Source organism: Micromonospora sp. Llam0, assembly GCF_003751085.1.
Taxonomy (GTDB): Bacteria; Actinomycetota; Actinomycetes; order Mycobacteriales; family Micromonosporaceae; genus Micromonospora_E.
Map to the genome: position 1 here is coordinate 1,070,785 of NZ_RJJY01000002.1, position 19,762 is coordinate 1,090,546.

At 72.9% G+C, this 19,762-nt stretch carries 18 protein-coding genes and 1 tRNA gene; 7 read left to right on the plus strand and 12 right to left on the minus strand.

Annotation, left to right across the window (positions count from 1 at the left end; all coding sequences use genetic code 11):
• Positions 1-116: 116 nt before the first annotated feature.
• Together EDC02_RS32195 and greA are read left to right on the plus strand one after the other, a co-directional pair.
• Entirely contained in the window at positions 117-551 is a 435-nt protein-coding gene (locus EDC02_RS32195) for a DUF4307 domain-containing protein (protein WP_123605995.1), read from the plus strand.
• Positions 552-705: 154 nt separating this feature from the next.
• Positions 706-1,206 carry a transcription elongation factor GreA gene (greA, locus tag EDC02_RS32200; RefSeq protein WP_123605996.1) on the plus strand — a complete coding sequence of 167 codons (501 nt, stop codon included), beginning with the start codon at positions 706-708 and terminating at the stop codon, positions 1,204-1,206.
• A gap of 45 nt (positions 1,207-1,251) precedes the next feature.
• On the opposite strand, the gene ilvA is transcribed toward greA, so the two are convergent.
• The 3 genes from ilvA to EDC02_RS32215 form a co-directional block, all read right to left on the minus strand.
• A complete protein-coding gene (gene ilvA, locus EDC02_RS32205; protein ID WP_123605997.1) occupies positions 1,252-2,472 on the minus strand; it encodes a threonine ammonia-lyase in 1,221 nt (406 codons plus the stop codon).
• The gene (locus EDC02_RS32210) at positions 2,469-3,860 is read right to left on the minus strand and encodes an amidase (protein WP_123605998.1); all 1,392 of its coding nucleotides are present in this window, start codon (positions 3,858-3,860) and stop codon (positions 2,469-2,471) included. Before EDC02_RS32210 ends, ilvA begins: the two co-directional genes overlap by 4 nt.
• 116 nt (positions 3,861-3,976) lie before the next feature.
• The gene (locus EDC02_RS32215) at positions 3,977-5,119 is read right to left on the minus strand and encodes a cystathionine gamma-synthase (protein WP_123605999.1); all 1,143 of its coding nucleotides are present in this window, start codon (positions 5,117-5,119) and stop codon (positions 3,977-3,979) included.
• 137 nt (positions 5,120-5,256) lie between these two features.
• On the opposite strand from EDC02_RS32215, the gene msrA reads away from it, so the two are divergent.
• Positions 5,257-5,913 (plus strand): peptide-methionine (S)-S-oxide reductase MsrA, encoded by a 657-nt coding sequence (gene msrA, locus EDC02_RS32220; protein ID WP_123606000.1) that lies wholly within the window; start codon positions 5,257-5,259, stop codon positions 5,911-5,913.
• A 76-nt stretch (positions 5,914-5,989) separates the two neighbouring features.
• Here msrA and EDC02_RS32225 read toward each other — a convergent pair whose 3' ends face one another.
• Positions 5,990-7,057, minus strand: a complete 1,068-nt coding sequence (locus EDC02_RS32225) for a helix-turn-helix transcriptional regulator (protein WP_123606001.1) — start codon at positions 7,055-7,057, stop codon at positions 5,990-5,992.
• A gap of 739 nt (positions 7,058-7,796) precedes the next feature.
• Here EDC02_RS32225 and EDC02_RS32230 point away from each other — a divergent pair.
• On the plus strand, positions 7,797-8,351 hold the full coding sequence (locus tag EDC02_RS32230) for a GNAT family N-acetyltransferase (protein ID WP_123606002.1): 555 nt from the start codon (positions 7,797-7,799) through the stop codon (positions 8,349-8,351).
• Positions 8,352-8,703: 352 nt separating this feature from the next.
• Here the strand turns inward: EDC02_RS32230 and EDC02_RS32235 are convergent, their stop codons facing one another.
• Both EDC02_RS32235 and EDC02_RS32240 read right to left on the minus strand, forming a co-directional pair.
• Positions 8,704-10,080, minus strand: coding sequence for a cystathionine beta-synthase (locus EDC02_RS32235; protein ID WP_123606003.1), 1,377 nt, complete (start codon positions 10,078-10,080; stop codon positions 8,704-8,706).
• 120 nt (positions 10,081-10,200) lie between these two features.
• Complete coding sequence (locus tag EDC02_RS32240; RefSeq protein WP_123607306.1) at positions 10,201-10,557, minus strand: YkvA family protein; 357 nt, start codon at positions 10,555-10,557, stop codon at positions 10,201-10,203.
• 284 nt (positions 10,558-10,841) lie between these two features.
• Here EDC02_RS32240 and EDC02_RS32245 point away from each other — a divergent pair, with 284 nt between their 5' ends.
• Both EDC02_RS32245 and EDC02_RS32250 read left to right on the plus strand, forming a co-directional pair.
• Positions 10,842-11,921, plus strand: coding sequence for an SGNH/GDSL hydrolase family protein (locus tag EDC02_RS32245; protein WP_370461590.1), 1,080 nt, complete (start codon positions 10,842-10,844; stop codon positions 11,919-11,921).
• Between the two features lie 32 nt (positions 11,922-11,953).
• Positions 11,954-12,769, plus strand: coding sequence for an SGNH/GDSL hydrolase family protein (locus EDC02_RS32250; protein WP_370461591.1), 816 nt, complete (start codon positions 11,954-11,956; stop codon positions 12,767-12,769).
• A gap of 29 nt (positions 12,770-12,798) precedes the next feature.
• Here EDC02_RS32250 and EDC02_RS32255 read toward each other — a convergent pair whose 3' ends face one another.
• The 3 genes from EDC02_RS32255 to EDC02_RS32265 form a co-directional block, all read right to left on the minus strand.
• A complete protein-coding gene (locus EDC02_RS32255) occupies positions 12,799-13,116 on the minus strand; it encodes a hypothetical protein (RefSeq protein WP_123606006.1) in 318 nt (105 codons plus the stop codon).
• 73 nt (positions 13,117-13,189) lie between these two features.
• Positions 13,190-14,011: a Bax inhibitor-1/YccA family protein gene (locus EDC02_RS32260; RefSeq protein ID WP_123606007.1), complete on the minus strand. Its 822-nt coding sequence runs from the start codon at positions 14,009-14,011 to the stop codon at positions 13,190-13,192.
• A gap of 144 nt (positions 14,012-14,155) precedes the next feature.
• A tRNA-Leu gene (locus tag EDC02_RS32265) sits at positions 14,156-14,236 on the minus strand.
• Positions 14,237-14,376: 140 nt separating this feature from the next.
• Between EDC02_RS32265 and EDC02_RS32270 the strand changes: the two genes are divergently transcribed.
• On the plus strand, positions 14,377-16,239 hold the full coding sequence (locus EDC02_RS32270) for a hypothetical protein (RefSeq protein ID WP_123606008.1): 1,863 nt from the start codon (positions 14,377-14,379) through the stop codon (positions 16,237-16,239).
• Here EDC02_RS32270 and EDC02_RS32275 read toward each other — a convergent pair.
• The 3 genes from EDC02_RS32275 to EDC02_RS32285 form a co-directional block, all read right to left on the minus strand.
• Positions 16,232-17,581: an NAD(P)/FAD-dependent oxidoreductase gene (locus tag EDC02_RS32275; protein WP_123607307.1), complete on the minus strand. Its 1,350-nt coding sequence runs from the start codon at positions 17,579-17,581 to the stop codon at positions 16,232-16,234. The genes EDC02_RS32270 and EDC02_RS32275 overlap by 8 nt on opposite strands.
• Before the next feature lie 146 nt (positions 17,582-17,727).
• The gene (locus EDC02_RS32280; RefSeq protein ID WP_199757996.1) at positions 17,728-18,291 is read right to left on the minus strand and encodes a hypothetical protein; all 564 of its coding nucleotides are present in this window, start codon (positions 18,289-18,291) and stop codon (positions 17,728-17,730) included.
• Positions 18,288-19,760, minus strand: coding sequence for a DUF58 domain-containing protein (locus EDC02_RS32285; protein WP_123607309.1), 1,473 nt, complete (start codon positions 19,758-19,760; stop codon positions 18,288-18,290). Before EDC02_RS32285 ends, EDC02_RS32280 begins: the two co-directional genes overlap by 4 nt.
• Positions 19,761-19,762 lie beyond the last annotated feature (2 nt).

Genomic DNA, 19,762 nt, shown 5'->3' on the forward strand with positions numbered 1-19,762 from the left:
CTCATCCCGTGCCTGACATCCCCTGCCGGCGGCGTCCGGGCCCGGCTGCGACAATGGGGCCCGTCGACCATTCTCGCCGACCGCACCGACACGTCCGCCAAGGAGTTCCGTCCCGGGTGACCGACACGTCCGCCACAACCGCACCGACCGCCGCCATGTTCCCACCCGGGCGGTACGGCCGGCGACGCGCGCCCCGAGTGCGCCGGCCGTGGCTCGTCGCGCTGCTCACGGCGGTGGCGGTGCTGGTCGGGACGGCGATCGCCGGCCGGCTGTACACGCTCTACGGCGACCCGCTGCACCAGCCCGAGGTGATCACCTACACCGAGGCCACCGAGGCCGGGATCACCATCGACTTCGCCGTCACGGTGCCCCCCGGCGGGGCGACGACCTGCCTGGTCAGGGCCCGATCGCGGGACGGGGCGGAGGTGGGCCGGTCCGAGGTGACCGTCCGGGCCGAACCGGGCGAACGACACGTCCGCACCACGTACCGACTGGCCACCGAACGGGTCGCGTTCCTGGGCGAGGTGCCACGCTGCCGACCCGCCGACTGACCAGCCGACCGTGACCCTCGCCACACCCACCGGGGCGGGTGGCGAGCCGGCGGCCGGCACACCCGGGCCGTTGCAACCCCGGTACCTCGGTGCGGATCGCTGGTACGTTGGTAGTTCGACCTCGACCGCCCGCAAGCCCACAAGGAGATCGTCTGTGTCCACGACCGACCGCGAGGCGCCCACCACCTGGCTGTCCCAGGACGCTTACGACCGGCTCCAGGCCGAGCTCAACGAGCTGATCGCCGGACGGACGGCGATGGCCGCCGAAATCAACGCCCGTCGGGAGGAAGGCGACCTGCGGGAGAACGGCGGGTACCACGCCGCCCGCGAGGAGCAGGGCAAGCAGGAGGCACGGATCCGCTACCTGCAGGAGCTGCTGCGTACCGCCAAGGTCGGCGAGGCACCGAACGCGGACAGCGTCGCGCCCGGCACGGTCGTCACGATCCACTTTGACGACGACCCCGCCGACACCGAGACCTTCCTGCTCGGCTCCCGGGAGATCTCCTCGACGACCGAGCTGACCGTCTACAGCCCGGAGTCCGCGCTCGGTCAGGCCATCCTGGGCAGCCGGCAGGGTCAGACGGTGACCTACACCGCGCCGAGCGGCGCGGACATCAAGGTCACCGTCGACAAGTTCGAGCCCTTCGCCGGCTGAATTCGCGGCCGCCGTGGCGGCGGTGGGTCAGTCAGCGGGGACGGGTCAGTCAGCGGTGGCGAACGCCACCTGGTAGCCGCGATCACGGAGCACCTCGACCAACTCGGTCGAGTGCTCCGGTCCGCGGGTCTCCACCGACAGGCCGACTTGGACCTCACCCAACCGCAGGTGCGGGTTGCGCCGCTGATGATCGACGTCGACCACGTTCGCCCGCCGCTCGGCGATCAGCGCCAGCAGCGCGGCCAGCTCGCCGGGCCGATCGCCGCACCGCACGGTGAACCGCAGGTACCGGCCAGCTGCGGCCAGGCCGTACTCGATCACCCGCAACAGCAGCAACGGGTCTACGTTGCCGCCGGACAGCACCGCGACCGTCGGGGTGGACGGCCGCACCGCGCCGGACAGCAACGCCGCCACCGCGGCCGAACCGGCCGGTTCGACCACCTGCTTGCCCCGCTCCAGCAGCATCAGCAGCGCCCGTGACAGGTCCTCCTCGGTGACCGTCACGATCTCGTCGACCAACGTGCTGACGTGCGCGAAGGTCAGGTCGCCGGGGCGTCCCACGGCGATGCCGTCGGCGATCGTACGGTAGTCGGCCAACCGCACCGGGGCGCCGGCGGCCAGCGACGGCGGGTACGCGGCCGCGCTGTCCGCCTGCACGCCGATCACCCGTACGTCCGGGCGCAGCGCCTTGACCACCACCGCGATCCCGGAGATCAGCCCGCCGCCACCCACCGCCGTGACGATGGTGGTGACCTCTGGGCACTGCTCCAGGATCTCCAGCGCCACGGTGCCCTGACCGGCGATGACGTCCGGATGGTCGAACGGGTGGATGAGCACCGCGCCGGTACGGTCGGCGAACTCCCGGGCCGCCTCCAACGCCTCGTCCACGGTGGCACCGGCGAACTCGACCTCGGCGCCGTACCTTCTGGTCGCGGCGACCTTCGGCAACGGCGCGCCGGTCGGCATGAACACCGTCGCCCCGATGTCCAGCAGCCCGGCGGCGAGTGCCACGCCCTGGGCGTGGTTGCCGGCGCTGGCCGCGACCACCCCGCGCCGCCGCTGCCGCTCGGTCAGCCGGGAGATCCGCAGGTACGCGCCCCGCACCTTGTAGGAGCCGGCCCGCTGCAGGTTCTCGCACTTCAACCACACCGGACCGCCGAGCAGGGCGGTCAACGGCCGGGACGGCTCCAGTGGAGTCACCCGTACCACGTCCGCCAGGACGTCCCGGGCGGCCAGGACGTCCGGCAGTCCGACCAGTTCCGTCATACCGTGCTGTCCACTCTAGGCCACGACGGGGCGTGCCGGGGCCACGGTGCCATCATCTCCAGCTGGCCGGCCACGGCGAGCAGCAGCAGCTCCGAGCCGGGCGGCCCGACCAGTTGGACCCCGACCGGCAGGCCGTCCGGGCGCAGCCCGGCCGGCGCCACCAACGCGGGCAGGCCGGCCATGTTCCACGGCGCGGCGTACGGGGCGTACCGCACGCAGCTCCACATGTTCGCCGCCCAGGACCGGCGCGCCCAGCTGGTCGCGGCCGGCGGGGTGCTGGCCAGCGCCGGGGTCAGCAGCACGTCGGCGCGCTGATCGGTGAAGAACCCGGTCATCCGGTCCCGCCAGGCGGTCCGGTCGGCTTCCCGGACGTACCCACGTCGTTGTGCCCACCGGCCGAGCGCGACGTGCCGGCGGGTCCGTGGCTGCAGGTCCCGGCCGCCGGCCCGGCCGGCGGCGGCGTCCTCGGCCGCGGCGGCGAACCAGGTGGACAGCCCGCGCAGCCCCAGCGAGGCCGGATAGTGCAGCTCGGTGCCGACCACGTCGTGGCCGGCCTCGGTGAGCCGGCGCGCCGTCGCCGCCACCGCGTCCCGGTTGGCCGCGTCGGCCCGCAGCCCGGCCACCGGCGAGGTGAGCGAGACCGCCACCCGCAGCCGGCCCGGCTGGACCAGCTTCTCCGGTCGCCGGCCGGCGAGCACCGCGAAGCCGGTCGCGGCGTCCGCCACGCAGGTCGTCAGGATGCCGTGCTCGGTGAGGCCGAACCAGTCCTCGGTACCGAGTTGTCGCGGAACCACGTCGCGGCCCGGCTTGAGCCCGAGCAGGCCACAGCAGGCGGCCGGGATCCGGATCGAGCCGAATCCGTCGTTGCCGTGTGCGATCGGCACCATGCCGCTGGCCACCGCGGCAGCCGCGCCGCCGGAGGAACCACCCGGGGTGCGTGACAGCTGCCAGGGGTTGCGGCTGGTCGCCGTGGCGTCGTCGGTGGTCGCCCAGAGCCCGAGCTCCGGCATCCGGGTGACCCCGACGACGACCGCGCCGGCACCGCGCATCCGGCGGACGATCTCGTGGTCGTGTTCGGCCACCGGGGTCCGCGCGGCGGCCGATCCGCGCCAGGTCGGCAGCCCGGCGACCGGGGTGTTCTCCTTGATCGCCACTGGCACCCCGGCGAGTGGCAGGTTCGCCAGGTCCTCCTGCTCGTCGACCTTCTCCGCTTCGACGATGGCCTCGCCGCCGCGGACCGCCCGGAAGGCGGACAGCTCCGGGTCGGCTCGGGCGATGTGGTCGAGATGGTCGGCAACGACCCGGGTCGCCGAGGTGTCACCCCGGCGTACGGCCCGGGCGATCTGCCGGGCGGTGGTTCCGACCCAGGTCGGTACGATGTCGTGCACGGCACCTCCAGGCAGCCGGTACGCGGTTCGCGTCGCTGTGCGGACCCGTCGCCGGACCCGCCCGGTGTCGGGCCGGCCCGGGGTGGGCCCGCCCGTCGGATCTCGCCGACGGATCCTCAGCCGAGCGCCTGATCCAGGTCAGCCAGCAGGTCGTCCACGGTTTCGATTCCGACAGACAGTCGCACGAGATCGCCGGGGACTTCAAGAGGCGAGCCGGCGGCGCTCGCGTGGGTCATCCGTCCAGGATGTTCGATCAACGATTCGACCCCGCCGAGCGATTCGGCGAGTACGAACAGTCGGGCCCGGTTGCAGATCCGCACCGCTTCCGCCGCACCGCCGGCCGCCCGGAACGAGACCATCCCACCGAACCGGCGCATCTGCTTGGCCGCCGTCTCGTGGCCGGGGTGGTCGCGGTGTCCGGGGTAGAGCACCTGGCGTACCGCCGGGTGCTGGTCGAGGAATTCGACGATCCGCTCGGCGTTGTCGCAGTGCCGTTCCATCCGTACGCCCAGGGTCTTGATCCCGCGCAGGGTGAGCCAGGCGTCGAAGGGCCCGTTCACCGCGCCCATGGCGTTCTGGTGGAAGGCCAGCTCGGCGGCGAGCTCCGGATCGTCGGTGACCAGCGCGCCACCGACCACGTCGGAGTGTCCACCGAGATATTTGGTGGTGGAGTGGACCACCACGTCGGCACCGAGCGCCAGCGGCTGCTGCAGGTACGGCGAGGCGAAGGTGTTGTCCACCACGAGCCGCGCCGCGACGTCGCGGGCCAGGGCGGCCAGTCCGGCGATGTCGGCGATGCCGAGCAGCGGGTTCGTCGGGGTTTCCGCCCAGATCATCCGGGTACGACCGGGTTGTACCGCTGCCCGGACCGCGTCGACGTCGGAGATCCGCGCGGCGGTCCAGGTCAGTCCCCAGCGTTCGGCGACCTTGGCGAACAGCCGGAAGGTGCCGCCGTACGCGTCGTCCGGAATGATCACGTGGTCGCCGGGCCGGCAGACGGTACGCAGCAGCGTGTCCTCAGCCGCCAGACCGCTGGCGAAGGCGAGCCCGGCCCGGCCCCCCTCGATCGCGGCCAGGCATTCCTGCAGCGCGTCCCGGGTCGGGTTGGCCGACCGGCTGTACTCGTACCCGGCCCGGGGCACGCCCACCTCATCCTGGGCGTACGTGCTGGTCTGGTGGATCGGCGGCACGACCGCTCCGGTCCGGGCCTCCGGCTCCTGCCCGGCGTGGATGGCGATCGTGTCGAACCCGTATGTCATGGCACGAGGCTAGGCCATCGGTCCGACCACCACCGCCGGTGGGACGGATGCCCACCCGACCTGCGGGTATCCCTGGCGGGAACGAGCCGGCCCCCGCCGGTGTTGTCCGAGAGGCCACGAACGAGAGGAGTCGCACGGTGTTCCTGCGACCGATGAAAGCGAACCTGCCCGAACCGGGTCAGGCCCTGCCCGGCCGGGACCGGCCGATGCCGGTGGCGGACCGGCACGCGGTGCTCGGTACGCCGTTGACCGGCCCGTGGCCGGCCGGCACCCGGGTGGCGGTCTTCGGGATGGGCTGCTTCTGGGGGGCCGAACGGCTGTTCTGGCGACTGCCCGGGGTCGTGTCGACCTCGGTCGGGTACGCCGGCGGCGAGACGCCGAACCCCACGTACGAGGAGGTGTGCTCCGGCGGGACCGGGCACGCCGAGGTCGTCCAGGTGGCCTACGACCCGACCCGGATCGGCTACGCCGACCTGCTGAAGGTGTTCTGGGAGAACCACGACCCGACGCAGGGCATGCGTCAGGGCAACGACGTCGGTACGCAGTACCGGTCGACGATCTACACCACCGACGCCGAGCAGGCGACCGAGGCCGCCGATTCCCGGACCGCGTTCGCTCCGGTGGTGGCCGCGGCCGGCCGGGACGGGATCACCACGGAGATCCGGCCGCTCGGCGAGTACTACTACGCCGAGGATTACCACCAGCAGTACCTGCACAAGAACCCGGGCGGCTACTGCAACCACGGGCCGAACGGGATGACCTGCCCGGTGGGCGTCGCCCGTAGCGCCGGCTGACCCGGAGCCGGCTGTCGCCGATACTGAGCCGAAGCGGACCGCCGCCGATGCTGAACCGGAAGCCGGCCGCCGCCGATCAGGCGGCGGCCCGCTCCACCTCCCGCAGCATCAACCGCAGCGACTGGCTGTGCTTGGCCGGTGGCAGACTCGCCAGTGCCGATCGGGCGTGTCGCAGCCCTTCGACGCGGTCGCCCGATTTGACCAGCATCAGCCCACGGTGCAGCTCGATGTGGGTGGCGAACCGGGCCAGGCTGGCCGGCCGGGTCCGGTCCGCCCACTCCTGGGCGTCGACCGCGGCCGGGTCGCCGAGGCGGGCGAGCAGCATGCTGGTGAAGGTCGCCATCCGCCACTCGGGCACGGCGAAGTCGGAGATCTGCTCGGCGGAGCAGGTCTGGTCGAAGACCCGGCGGGCCGCGGCCAGGTGCGCCAGCGCGGCGGTACGGTCGCCACGGACGCCGGCGACGTGCGCCTTGGCCATCAACGCGTTGAGCCGCCCGAGCGACGGTCGGTCGGTCAACGCGAGGGCCTGGTCGGCCAGGTCCTGCGCGACCGCGAGGGCGGCACCCTCGTAGCCGAGGGCGAGCGCGGCGCGGCCCCGGACCCAGACCCGCACCGTCCGGTCACCGCTGCGGTCCGCGCTGACCGCCGCCAGCCGGTACCACCGGACGGCCTCCTGCGCCTCCCCGGTGGTCTTGCCGTAGACGCTGAGGAAGCGAGCGGCCAGTCCCCACATCACCGGGGAGCCGAGTTGCTGCTGCAGCACGACGAGGTCGCTGGCGAGCCGATCCTGCAGCTCACCGGCGCCGACGGACATGTAGTCGCGGCCGAGATTGCCGGCCCGCTCCTGCCACTGTTCCTCGGCCGCCGGGTCGCCGAGCGCCGCAGTGAAGCCGCGATGGATCAACTCGGAGACGGCGGCCGGTGCCACCACCGCGGCGGCGAGCCCGGTGATCAGGCCCCGACGTTGCATATGGTCCCCCAAGACCTGCTCGTATGCGGTCACCACGTCGGCCGTCGCTGTCCGCCGCCCCGCCTCGACGTTCGACAGATGGCCCTTGCTGAAGTGGCTCAGCGCGGCCATTTTCGCCAGGCTGACACCAGCGGATTCTCGGGCCTTCCTCAGGGTCTCACCCGTGTCGCTCATATTCCGCCTGCCCACCTGTATTGAAGACCTGCTGAAAACCCAGCCGCGCTTTTCCTGACCTTCGGCTGCCCCTGACGCTATTGACCAGAGGCCGCGGGGATGGCGCGTGGACGCGTTGGACCGAACCTCCACCGACTCGGCGTAACGGCCCGCCGACCTCGCGGCCCATCGACCAGCATGCCAGCGACCGGCCACCATGTGCACCAACGATCTGGGGTCAAGTACACCATCCAGCAAAGACGATGGCAGATGTCGGCCGTGCTGGACAAGTCCGGGCCGACTTCATTCGATCTCCCGTGGCGTGATACCCGAGGCCACCCGAGACTAAGACCATAATCAATCATTGTCATTAACCACCCAAAGTGAGTGCAAGGTAACCATTCGTCACCGCCGGTCGATGCCGCCGGACTGGCCAGGCAGGTCCACGCCCGCGCCCCGGCCAGGCGGTCCACGCCGTCGCCCGGCTCGGCGGCAAAAATCGTTGCCGGCCGCCGTAGCCGCCGGCTAGCGTGGCCACACACGGGAAAGGAGGTGGTCCAGCGTTGTATAGCTATAGGACTCGTGAGGTGGCTGCCCGCTAGCCGCTGTCCTTGACAGCTCCGATCGTCGAGACCGTGTGGCAGCGGTGCGGCGAATCCACGACAGCCACCCGACCCCCGGGGTGCCGGCCCAGTCCAGCCGGTCCGCGTCGAAGACGCGGAAGCCCCGGGGGTCGTCTCATGCCGGTAGGCTCGGCCGGGTGGCGGTCACCCTGCGCACGGCCATCCTCGATGACATCGCCCCGGTCGGTCACCTGCACCACCGGTCCCGGCTCAGCGCGTACCAGGGCATCGTGCCGGATGCCGCCCTGGAGACCTACGGTGCCGACGTCACGGCGCGGTGGTGGGTCGAGCGATGGAGCCATGAACGCGACACGCACCGGCTGACGGTCGCCGAACACCAGGGGCGGCTGGTCGGGTTCACCTACGTCGGTCCGCACGAGGACGGCGAGCCGGCCACCGGTGAGCTGTACGCGATCCACGTCGATCCCGGGCACCAGGGCTGCGGCGTCGGCCGGGCGTTGATCCGCGATGCGCTCGACACGATGCGCGAGCTCCGGTGCCGTCGCGCGGTGCTCTGGGTGTACGCGGCCAACCACCGGGCCCGGAACTTCTACGAAGCGGGCGGCTGGCAGCCGGACGGGGTCCGCCGGGACGGCTGGCTCGGGCCGGTGTCGACTCCGCAGTTGCGCTACGCGCGCGACCTCACGGTCGCCGCAGCTGAGCCGGCGACGCAGGCCGCCGCACCAGGCTGACGGCCACCGGGCTGACCGTCGCGCCGCCGCGCCGCCGCACAAGGCTGACGGCCGGGCGAGAGTACGGGACCGCTGCTGCGGGGGTTCCGTCCAGCCCCGCACTCTCGCCCGGCACTGCCCGCCCTAACCGGGGGAAAACGCCTGGCCGAAGGCGCTCAACCGGCGGAGGCGTGCCGGTTGATCGGTGTGGGCGGGCAACAGTGCGGGACCCCGGGATGCTGGCGGGCGCCCAGGGTCACCGCGGTGGTGAAGCACCATGGTCGCCTGCCCCGGTGACGGACCGTGCCGGGGCAGCGCTTCCATGGCCCTAGTCAACCCCAGCCACCAGCAATCAACCGGACACACTGTGCGACTATCGGCCAGACTTTCCCAGATGCGCCAGCAGGTCCTGGCGGGTGATCACTCCACGTGGTTTGCCATCGACCAGCACCAGGGCCGCGTCGGTGCCGGCCAGCAGCGCCACCGCGTCGCGTACCGGCTGGCCACCGCCCACCATGGGCAGCGGCGGCGCCATGTGCCGCTCGATCGTGTCGTGCAGCTGTGCCTTGCCGCTGAACAGCGCGTCCAGCAGATCCCGTTCGGCGATCGACCCGGCCACCTCGCCGGTCACCACCGGCGGCTCCGCCTTGAGCACCGGCAGCTGCGAGATGCCGTACTCGCGCATGTAGTCGACCGCGTCGCGGATCGTCTCGGTCGGGTGTACGTGCACCAGCTCCGGCAGGCCGCCCGGCTTTGCCGCCAGCACGTCGCCGACGGTCGGCTCGGCCGCCTCGATCCCCAGGAACCCGTACCGGGCCATCCACTCGTCGTTGAAGATCTTCGACAGGTAGCCGCGTCCGCCGTCCGGCAGCAGCACCACCACCACGTCGTCCGGCCCGGCCCGGCCGGCCACCCGCAACGCCGCCGCGACCGCCATCCCGCACGAGCCACCGACCAGCAGCCCTTCCTCCCGGGCCAGCCGGCGGGTCAACTCGAACGACTCCTGGTCGGAGACCTCCACGATCTCGTCACAGACCGACCGGTCGTAGGTCTGCGGCCAGAAGTCCTCCCCCACCCCTTCGACCAGGTACGGCCGCCCTGACCCGCCGGAGTAGACCGAGCCCTCCGGGTCGGCGCCGACCACCCGCACCGCGCCGCCGGACACCTCCTTCAGGTAGCGGCCCACCCCGGAGATGGTCCCTCCGGTGCCCACCCCGGCGACGAAATGGGTGATCCGCCCCTCGGTCTGTGTCCACAGCTCCGGCCCGGTGCCCTCATAGTGCGACTGCGGATTCGCCGGGTTCGCGTACTGGTCCGGCTTCCACGCACCGGGGATCTCCGCCGCCAGTCGGTCGGACACCTGGTAGTAGGAGCGGGGATCCTCCGGCGCGACCGCCGTCGGACAGACGACCACTTCGGCACCGTACGCCCGGAGCACGTTCTGCTTGTCCTCGCTGACCTTGTCCGGGCAGACGAAGACGCACGAATAGCCGCGCAGCTGCGCGACCAGGGCCAGGCCGACGCCGGTGTTCCCGCTGGTCGGCTCGACGATCGTGCCGCCGGGCCGGAGCAGCCCGTCCTGTTCGGCGGCCTCGACCATCCGCAGCGCGATGCGGTCCTTCACCGAGCCGCCCGGGTTGAAGTACTCGACCTTGGCCAGCACCGTCGCGGAGATCCCTGCGGTGACGTTGCGCAGCCGCACCAGCGGGGTGTCGCCGATGAGATCGACAACGCTGTCGTGGTAACGCACCTCGTTGTGCCCTTCTGCTGACGCCGGCGAGGCGCCATCGTCGGGTTGAGGTCGTCAGCCGACAACAGCCCGCTGCCGGCGGTGGAGTATGTCGGGGTCAGCCTACTGGTGCCCGGCCGGTCAGCCGACCACCTGACCGGGCACCACCGACTCGCGCCGGGCCTCCCAGTCCAGGAAGCGTTCGGTCTCGGCGAGCACGCTGCCAGCGAGCCAGGTCACCACGAGCGCGTCGTCGACGATGCCGAGCATCAGCAGCATCGCCTCCGGCACCAGGTCGAACGGGGACGCGACGTAGGCCACGGCCGCGGTCATCAACGCCAGCCGCAGGCCGCCGTCGTAGTCGCCGCGCACGGTGGCCCGGATCATCCGGGGCAGCGCCGCCAACCGCCGCCCCAGTGAGGGACCGCCGCGGGCGCCTGCGGTCAGCGCCCGCCCCAGCGCCGCGAACGCCGCCGCCCGCTTGAGTGTCCTGGCCATCGCGGCCACCTCCTCGTCACCGGGCCTGCCGGATGTGTGTGCCCACCGGCCGCCGACCGTGCCCGGTCGTCGACCCGTGGTGCCCTGCCCTCCATGATGCCCGGGATCGGCAAATGTCGCCGGACACGCGTCCCCAGCCCGGTGGACCCCGCCAGGAATCGGGCTGAGCCCGGCACCGAGTGCCGAGATAATCTCGAAGGACCTAGCACGACGGCAGCAGCGGATCGCAGTCGGGGGGCGCGATGGGTACGGGTGGCGCGGGTACGCGTCCGACCGACCGGACCGTGGCGACGCGGGCCGTCCGGCTGGTGGCGTTCGGAGCCGGTGCCGCCGCAGCGGTCGCGGTGGCCACCGCCGGCACCCTCTACGGGCAGGCCAAACAGGCCCGGCGGATCATCCCGCTGGCCGAGGCACCGCCGCCGCGCGGTGACGGGGTGTACGGTTCCCGGCTGCCCGGGCCGCCGCTGACCCTGGTGGTGCTCGGCGACTCGTCGGCCGCCGGCTACGGCGTGCACCGCCCCCGAGAGACCCCCGGCGCGCTGCTGGCCACCGGCATCTCCCGCCGGCAGCGGCGACCGGTCCGGCTGCACCGGCTGGCGGTGGTGGGTGCCCGGTCGGTCGGCCTGGTCCCGCAGGTGGAGGCGGCGCTGGAGCTGCGACCGGACCTCGCGGTAATCCTGATCGGCGGCAACGACGTCACTCACCGCACTCCGCCGGAGGTCGCGGTCGGGCACCTCGTCGACGCGGTACGGCAACTGCGCGCGGCCGGGGCCGAGGTGGTCGTCGGCACCTGCCCGGACCTGGGCGCGATCAAGCCGATCAAACCGCCGCTGCGCTGGCTGGCCCGTCGGTGGAGCCGACAGCTCGCCGCGGCGCAGACCGTCGCGGTGGTCGAGGCCGGCGGCTGGACGGTCTCCCTCGGCGACCTGCTCGGTCCACGGTTCGCCGCCGAACCGGGCCGGCTCTACTCCTGGGACCGGTTCCACCCCTCGGCCGAGGGGTACGCCATGGCCGCCGCCGTCCTGCTGCCGGCGGCCCTCGGCGCGCTCGGTGCCAGCACCGCGTCGCGTGGTGTGGTCGCCGGCCGGGAGAAGGTGCGGACGCTGCCCCAGGCCGCGCACGAGGCCGTCCGCCACGCCGGCACCGAGGTCCGCGGCACCCGGGTGGCCGGCCGGGAACGCGGTCCGGCCGGCCGCTGGGCCCGGCTGCGCCGTCGGCCGAGGTTCGCCGGCCGGTCCTGGCAGACCGCCGCGCTCAACTGGTTGTTCGGTCCGCCGGGCGGCGATCGGGACGGCGACCACCGCAAGTCGGCCGTATCCTCCGATCAGCGGGTCGGCCTGTCCACCGCCGGACCGCAGGACTGAGCCGTGCGCGACCGCAACCGCACCGACGGAAGGTGACCGCCGTGACGTCGAAAAACATCGCTGTACGGATGGGCCAGGTCACCGCCGCCACGGTCGTCGCCGGTGCGGTGAGCAGCGCCGCGCTGCTGGTCGGGGAGGCGCTGCTGGCCCGTCACCGTCGGTACGCCCAGCCGGAGCTGGGGCTGGCCGTCCGGGTGGCGCTCGGTCCGGCCGGCGGCGCGCCGCTGCGGCTGGTGCTGCTCGGCGACTCGGTGACCCTCGGAGTGGGGGTGGACCGGGTGGCCGACACGGTCGGCGGCCAGTTGGCCAGGCTGCTCGCCGAGCACGCGGGCGGTTCGGCGGTCGCCGGGCGCCGGGTCCTGCTGTCCAGCGTCGGCGTGGCCGGCTCCCGCTCCCGGGACCTGGCCACCCAGGTCGCCCGGGCGCTGCTGGGCGACCGACCGGACGTAGCGGTCGTTCTGATCGGCACCAACGACGCGGCCGCGCTGCGCCGGCCCGGCGAGTCGGCGGTTCATCTCGCCGCGGCGGTACGCCGGCTACGTGGTGCCGGGACGGAGGTGGTGGTCGGCACCTGCCCGGATCTCGGTGCCGCCCGGGCGATCTTGCCGCCGCTGCGTCAGCTCGCCGGGCTGCTCGGGCGGCGGACCGCCCGGGCCCAGGCCCGCGCCGGCCGGGACGCCGGCGCCAGGGTGGTCGACCTGGCCGGCGAGACCGGGGCGGTGTTCCGCGCCGACCCCAACACCTACTGCCACGACGGCTACCACCCGTCGGCCGACGGGTACCGGATCTGGGCGCACGCGCTGCTTCCGGCGGTACTCGCGGCGGCGAACACCGCCCCGCACCGCTGACCCACCGCGTACCGCAGAGCCCGCACCGGTCAGGGCGTTTCGAGCCGGCCGCGCAGCCGCCGCGCCGCAGCCGCCGCCGATTCCAGCACCGCAGGGTCGGGTGCCGCCCGGATCAGGTCGGCGGCGACCACCCGCAACTGGTCGGGCAGCGCGGTGTCACGGCTCAGCCGGGGTATCTGCCGGCCGGGCAGCCCCTCGGCGGCCGCACCCAAGTCGGCCAGGTACTGCACCAGGTCGTGGAACTCGTCCGCTCGGTGGCCGTCACCCGCCGCCCATCGGGGCTGTTCCCAGTGGGCCACCTGCCGGACCAGGAGGTCGACCAGGCGGGTCAGGTGTGCTGCGGCCACCGCCGCAGTCTAGTGCCGGCGACGACAGCCGCGCCGCGCCGACAGTACGGCGCGGCGCGGTCTGTACGAACGGTCAGTCGTCGCCCTGCAGGAAACTGAGCAGTCGAAGGATCTCGATGTAGAGCCAGATCAGGCTGACCAGGATGCCGAACGCCGCCGTCCAGGAGTAGCGCTGCGGCAGGCCGAGCCGGACGCCCTCCTCGACCTCGTGGAAGCTCAACACGAAGCTCAGCGAGGCGACCACGATGCAGATGAGGCTGAAGATGATGGCGACCGGACCGCCACTACGCAGCCCGGTGTCGACGCCGAACAGCGACAACACCAGGTTGATCATCATGACCGCGAAGACACCGACCATCGCGGCGATCAGGCCACGGGTGAATTTCGGGGTGGCCCGGATGACCTTCATCTTGTAGAGGGCGGCCATCAGGAAGAAGACGCCGAAGGTGGCGACCACCGCCTGCAGGACGATGCCCTGGTAGCCGGCGACCACCTCGAAGAACTTGCTCACCAGACCGACGAAGACACCTTCGACGACGGCGTAGGTGACCACCAGCGCCGGGTTCGCGACCCGGGAGAACGAGATGACCAGCCCCAGCACCAGACCGACGATCGCGGCACCGATCCAGGCGCCGAACAGCAGCGAGTCGGGGACCAGGACCCAGGCCGCCGCCGCCGACAGGCCGGTGATGCCGAGCAGGGTGACGGTCTTGACGACGACGTCGTCGACCGTCATGGGCGCGACGGTGGGTGGCGCGGCCGGGTAACCGGCCTGCGTCGGATATGGCTGCCCGGCGCCGGGCTGCCCGTAGGGACCGGCAGGGGCGTACCCGGTGGCCCGCTCCCGCTCGGCCGCCTGGCCGAGCCGGGCCAGGACCGGGTTGGATGTCTTCACTGTCCAGCCTCCCTCAGGGGGTTGTCACACGATGGTGTGAGGTCAAGGGTAGACGGCCCGATCGACGCCGCGTAGGACCGGCGGCTGCGGACGGGCTCCGGCCGGTGACACCGGGGGCGCAGACGGCAACGGGCGACGCCGAGGTACCCGGGGCGGGAATCGAACCCGCACGCTTTTCAGCAGCCGCTTTTAAGGCAGCCGTGTCTGCCATTCCACCACCCGGGCCGGCGGGTCGGCCGGGCTACGCCCGGCCGTACCCGATCGCCGACACGCCACGCGCTGGTACGCGACGGCACGATGTCACGGTAGCGGGTCGCGCCCAGCCGGACGCAGCCCGGCCGGCCGACGGCACTAGGGTGCGAACCGTGAGCCGCTCAGCAACCGCAGCGCAGGACACCGGCCCCGTTCCGCCCCGGCCCGGCGGGCCCTCGGCGGCCGGCTCCCGGTGGTCCCGGATCGTCGCGGCGGCCCGTGGACACCGGGTGGACGCCGTGGTGTGCCTGCTCTTCGTCCTGTTCGCCGGCCTGCTGACCCACCAGCTCTGGCCCGCACCCGGTGCCCGTCTGCTGGCCTTCAACCCGGAGGACCAGACCCTGTACGAGTGGTTCCTGGCCAGCGACGCGCGGCTGCTGTTCGGCGACTTCGGCCTGCTCAGTGACCGGCTGAACGCCCCCGACGGGGTGAACCTGATGGCCAACACGACGGTCATCGCGCTCGGCTTCCTGATGGCCCCGGTCACCGTGCTCTTCGGCGCCCCGGTGAGCTTCGCGCTGCTGGTCGCCGGCAACCTGGCCGCCAGCGCGATCGCGTTCTACCTCCTGTTCGCCCGGACCCTCGGGACGCACCGGCTGGCCGCGGCGACCGGCGGTGCGTTCTGCGGGTTCGCCCCCGGGATGGTCTCGCAGAGCAACAGCCACCTGCACATGACCGCACTGTGGCTGATTCCGGTCATGGTGTGGCTGCTGATCCGGATCATGCGGGCCGCCGACCCGACCGGCTCGACACCCGGCGGGCGGATTCTCGGGCCGGCCGGCCGGCCCGACCGCCGCCGGATCGTCACCTCCGGCGGCTGGCTCGGAGTCGTGGTCGCGGTCCAGGTGTTCGTCGGCGAGGAGGTGCTCTTCCTCACCGCCGTCACGCTGATCATCATGGCGGCGGCGTTCGCCGCGACCAGGCCCCTTTACGTGTGGCGGATCCTGCCGAACTTCGTCGCCGGGATGCTCGTCGCCGTGGCCGTTGGCGTGGTGCTGCTCGGGTATCCGCTGTGGTTCCAGTTCGCCGGGCCGCAGGGCGTCTCCGACGGCGTGTTCGACCCGGCGTACTTCTCGGCCGATCTGGCGAGCTGGCCGGCGGTGTCCGAGCTGTCGGTGGCCGGTTCGGCGGCTGCCGCCGAGCTGACCACCGGCCCGGCCGAGTACAACACCTTCCTCGGCTGGCCGCTGGTGCTGGTCACGGTCGCCGCCACCGGCTGGTTGATCCGGCGACCGGTGGTGATCGCCTGCGCCGCCGGGACGCTGCTGATGGCGGGGCTTTCGCTCGGCCCGCGGATCGTCGTCAACGGCGCCGAGACCGACGTCCCCGGGCCGTACGCCCTGCTCGACGGGATGCCGGTGGTGGACGGCGCGCTACCGATGCGGTTCGCCCTCGCGGTGATCCCGTTGATCGCAGTCATCCTGACCCTCGCCGTCGACCGGGTGCTGCGGCTCGGCTGGCGGCCGGCCCGGCTGGCCGGCCCGGCCGTCGTCGCGGTGGCGCTGCTCCCGGTCGTGCCGGCCCCGCTGCCGGCGATGGACCGTGACCCGTTGCCGGAGTTCATCGTCGGCGGCCACTGGCGGAGCTGCGTACCAGCCGGCGGGGTGCTGGTGCCGGTGCCGCCCGCCACCCCGCCGCAGCCGTGGCCGATGGCCTGGGCCACCGCGACCACGGTCGCCTTCGGCATGCCGGAAGGGTTCTTCATCGGCCCGTACGCCCCAGGTGGCGACGCCTCGATGGGCACGTTCAAACTGCCGACGTCGAAGATCCTCGCCGAGGTGGCCCGGACCGGCGAGGTGCCGGAGATCACCGACGAGGAACGCGCCCGGGCCCGTCGTGACCTGACCCGCTGGGGCGCCGACTGCGTGGTGCTGGTGGACGACACCACGCACGCCGCCGAGCTGCGGCAGACCACCGAGGACCTGCTCGGGCCGGGCCAGCGGGTGGCCGACGCCTGGACCTGGCCGGTCAGCTGACCCGGGCCGGCGCGGCACCCGGCTGGTCGAGTTTCGGGGTCGCCCCGAGGAACTCCTCACGCGGGTCGTGCAGCTGCCCGAGCGCCACCACCTCACGCTTGAGCACCAGCGCGAGCGTCCAGTCGACGATCACCCGCACCTTACGGTTCAGCGACGGGATCCGGCTCATGTGGTACGTACGGTGCATGAACCAGGCCGGCAGCCCGGTCATCTTGATCCCGTACACCTGGGCGACGCCCTTGTGCAGGCCGAGGCTGGCCACACTGCCGGCGTGCTTGTGCCGGTACTCGACCGGCTGCTGCCCACGGACCACCGCCAGGATGTTGTCGGCCATCGTCCGGGCCTGGCGCACCGCGTGCTGGGCGCTCGGCGAACAGTACGCCCCGGGCGGGCCGGTCAGGTCCGGCACCGCGGCGCAGTCACCGGCGCTCCACGCGCCGTCGACCGTCCGGTCGCCGTCGACGACCTGCAGGGTCGGCCGGCAGCTGATCCGCCGCCGCTCGTCGCGGGGCAGATCGGTGGCGTCGAGCATCGGCGACGGCTTCACCCCGGCCGTCCAGACGATCGTGTCGGCCGGGAAGCTGTCGCCGTCGGAGAGCCGCACCAGCCCGTCGACGCAGGACTCCAGCCGGGTGTCCAACCGGATGTCCATCCCCCGCTTGACCAGCTGCTGCACCGTGTAGGCGCCCATGTCCCGGTCGACCTCGGGCAGCACCCGCTGGGTCGCCTCGACCAGCACCCAGCGCATGTCCGCCGGCTTCAGCTCGGGGTAGTAGCGCAGCGCATCCCGGGCCATGTCCTCCATCTCGGCCAGCGCCTCGATGCCGGCGTAACCGCCGCCGACGAAGACGAACGTCAACGCGGTCCGACGGACCTGTTCGTCGGCGGTGGCAGCCGCCACGTCGAGCCGTTCCAGGACGTGGTTGCGCAGGTAGATCGCCTCACCGATGGTCTTGAACCCGATACCGTGCTCCCGCAGGCCGGGGATCGGCAGGGTGCGCGACACCGAACCGGGGGCGACGATCACATGGTCGTAGCTGATCTCCCGGGGCGGCCCGACGATGGGTTGCACCTCGGCGACCTTGCGGGCGTGCTCGATCCGGGTCACCGCTCCGGCGATCACGTGGCAGCGGCGCAGCTCCCGGCGCAGCGGCACGACGGAGTGCCGGGGTGAGATGTTGCCGGCCGCCGCCTCCGGCAGGAATGGCTGGTAGGTCATGTGCGGCTGCGGGTCGACCACGATCACCTCGACCTCGCCCCGGCGCATCTTGCGGGACAGGCGCAGGGCGGCGTAGAGACCGACATGCCCGGCACCGACGACAAGGATCCGTTGCCTGTTCACGTACCCCATCTTCCTCCCGGTTGCCTCTTGACGCCGCCTCGAAAGCCAGATATGTGACCGAGCACGCCCGTGTGAGCCGCCGCACGCCGGCCGACCAGGCCGACCGCCGACCGCGCCGCCCCGGGGCGGTCAGCGGCGCCGGACGGTCAGCGGCGCCGGCCCAGGGTGGCGAGCAGGGCGACCGCGCCGACCGCCACCACCAGCCCGGCCAGCACCGCGAGTAGGAAAGGCTGACCGGCGGTCCGGCCGGCGGCGGTGATCAGCAGCACCACCAGCACCGCCGAGGCGAGCAGCACCACCGCCACCCGGGTCGACCAGCGCACCACGACCTCGGGGGCCAGCACCACGTCGTACGGCACGGCGGCGGCCAGCGCGGCGAGACTGTGGGTCAGATACAGCAGCGCGCCGACCGCCAACAGCCGCCACAGCTGCACCGGGGTCCCGTACCCGGTGGTGGCGAGCACCCAGCCGCCGATCCCGACCAGGATCGTCACCGTCGGCGCGTGCCCGCGCGGCGCCAACGCCGGCAGCAGCGCGACGGCGAGCAGCGCCGGGCCGGCCCGGCCGAGGAAGACTTCGGCCGGGTAGGCGAGCCCGAACGCGAGTAGCGCGGTGACCGCCACCGCGCCCCGCAGCAGTGCCGGCGCGAGGGTGACCCGGGTGAATCCGGTGCGCACCGCCGTCATCCGGTCCCGGATCGCGGTGATCATCGCAGCACCGCCTTCGGCGCCGACGCCAGTCGGGCCACGTCCCGCAGCACCTGGTCGAGGCTTCCAGCCCCGGCCCAGTTGACCACCGGTACGCCGTGTTCACGCAGCTGCCCGACGGTGTTCTCCCGGTCCAGCCGCCACAGCCGGTACGCCACCTCGGTCCACTGGCCCTGCCGGGGCGGCGGCGCCACCGTGGTGGGCAGCGTGTCGACGGCGACGACGATCCGCCCGGAGCGGGCCATCCGGGCCAGCATCTCCGCCGAACGCGGGTCCACCAGCGGGGTCAGCACCACGACCAGCGCGTCCGAGGAGAGCAGCTGCGGGCCGAAGACCTGGTCGTACGGTTCGTACGGGGTGGGCCGTACCTCGACGTCGAGCAGCCACTCCAGGACCGTCAGGTACTGCCGGCGGCCGGTGGCCGGGCGGAGCCGACGGGCCGTCGGCCCGTACTCCAGCATCGACACCCGGTCACCACGGTGCAGGTAGTGTTCGGCGATCGCGGCCGCCGCCCGGACCGTGGTGTCCAGCACCGACGCACCGCCGGACACCCCACCGGAGCGGCCGACCTCGGTGAGGACGTCGAGCAGCAGCACCACCTCGGCGTCGCGGTCGGACAGGGTCGCGGCGACGTGCAGCTGCCGGGCCCGCAGTGACACCCGCCAGTCGATGCGGCGCAGCCGGTCGCCGGGGCCGAAGATGCGCACCCCGGCCAGTTCACCGCCCTCCCCCGGCCGGCGGGACCGGTGCCCGCCGACCAGCCCGGCGGCGCGGGGCATCGCCTCGTCGGCGTTGAACGGGTCGATCACCGGGTAGACCGGCACCCGGACCGGTTCGGCGACCACCGGCCGGCAGGACAGCAGCCCGTCGCAGGCGATCGCCCGCGCGGCGACCGGCCCGACCGGCTGGCGGCCCCAGCGCAGCGCCACCCCGGTCAGCTCGAAGCCGGCCGCTGAGCCGGTCGGCACCGCCAGGCCGAACGGACGGTCCGGCACCCCACCGCTGGGCCGGGGGCTGGCCGCCGCCGCCAACCGTTCGAGCACCAGCAGCTGGCCACCTCCGGCAGCCTGATCGGCGGCGGCGTCGCCCGGACTGTCGCCGGGCCGGTCGTCGCTGGAACGACCGCCGTCGATCGAAATCGGCGCCAGCACCCCGACCTCGTCGATGCGCAGCCACGGCGACACCAACGCGCGTACCACCACCAGGTCGTAGTCGGCGTCGGCCGGGTTGGCGGCGGCGGCCCGGGCCCCGACCTGGCCGCCCTCGACGAGGTTGGCGTCGACCGCTCCGAGGTCCAGCACCGGCGCGGCGGCCGGCCGGCGGCGCAGCGCGTACGCGGTGCCCAGCGCGAACGGGGTGGCCAGGGCCACCAGGTCGACCCGGCCGAGGATCACCCCGGTGATCAGCAGCAGCCCGGTGATCAGCACCGCCCGGCCCAGCGCCCGGGTCGGCTGCCATTGCGTGGCGGTCATGG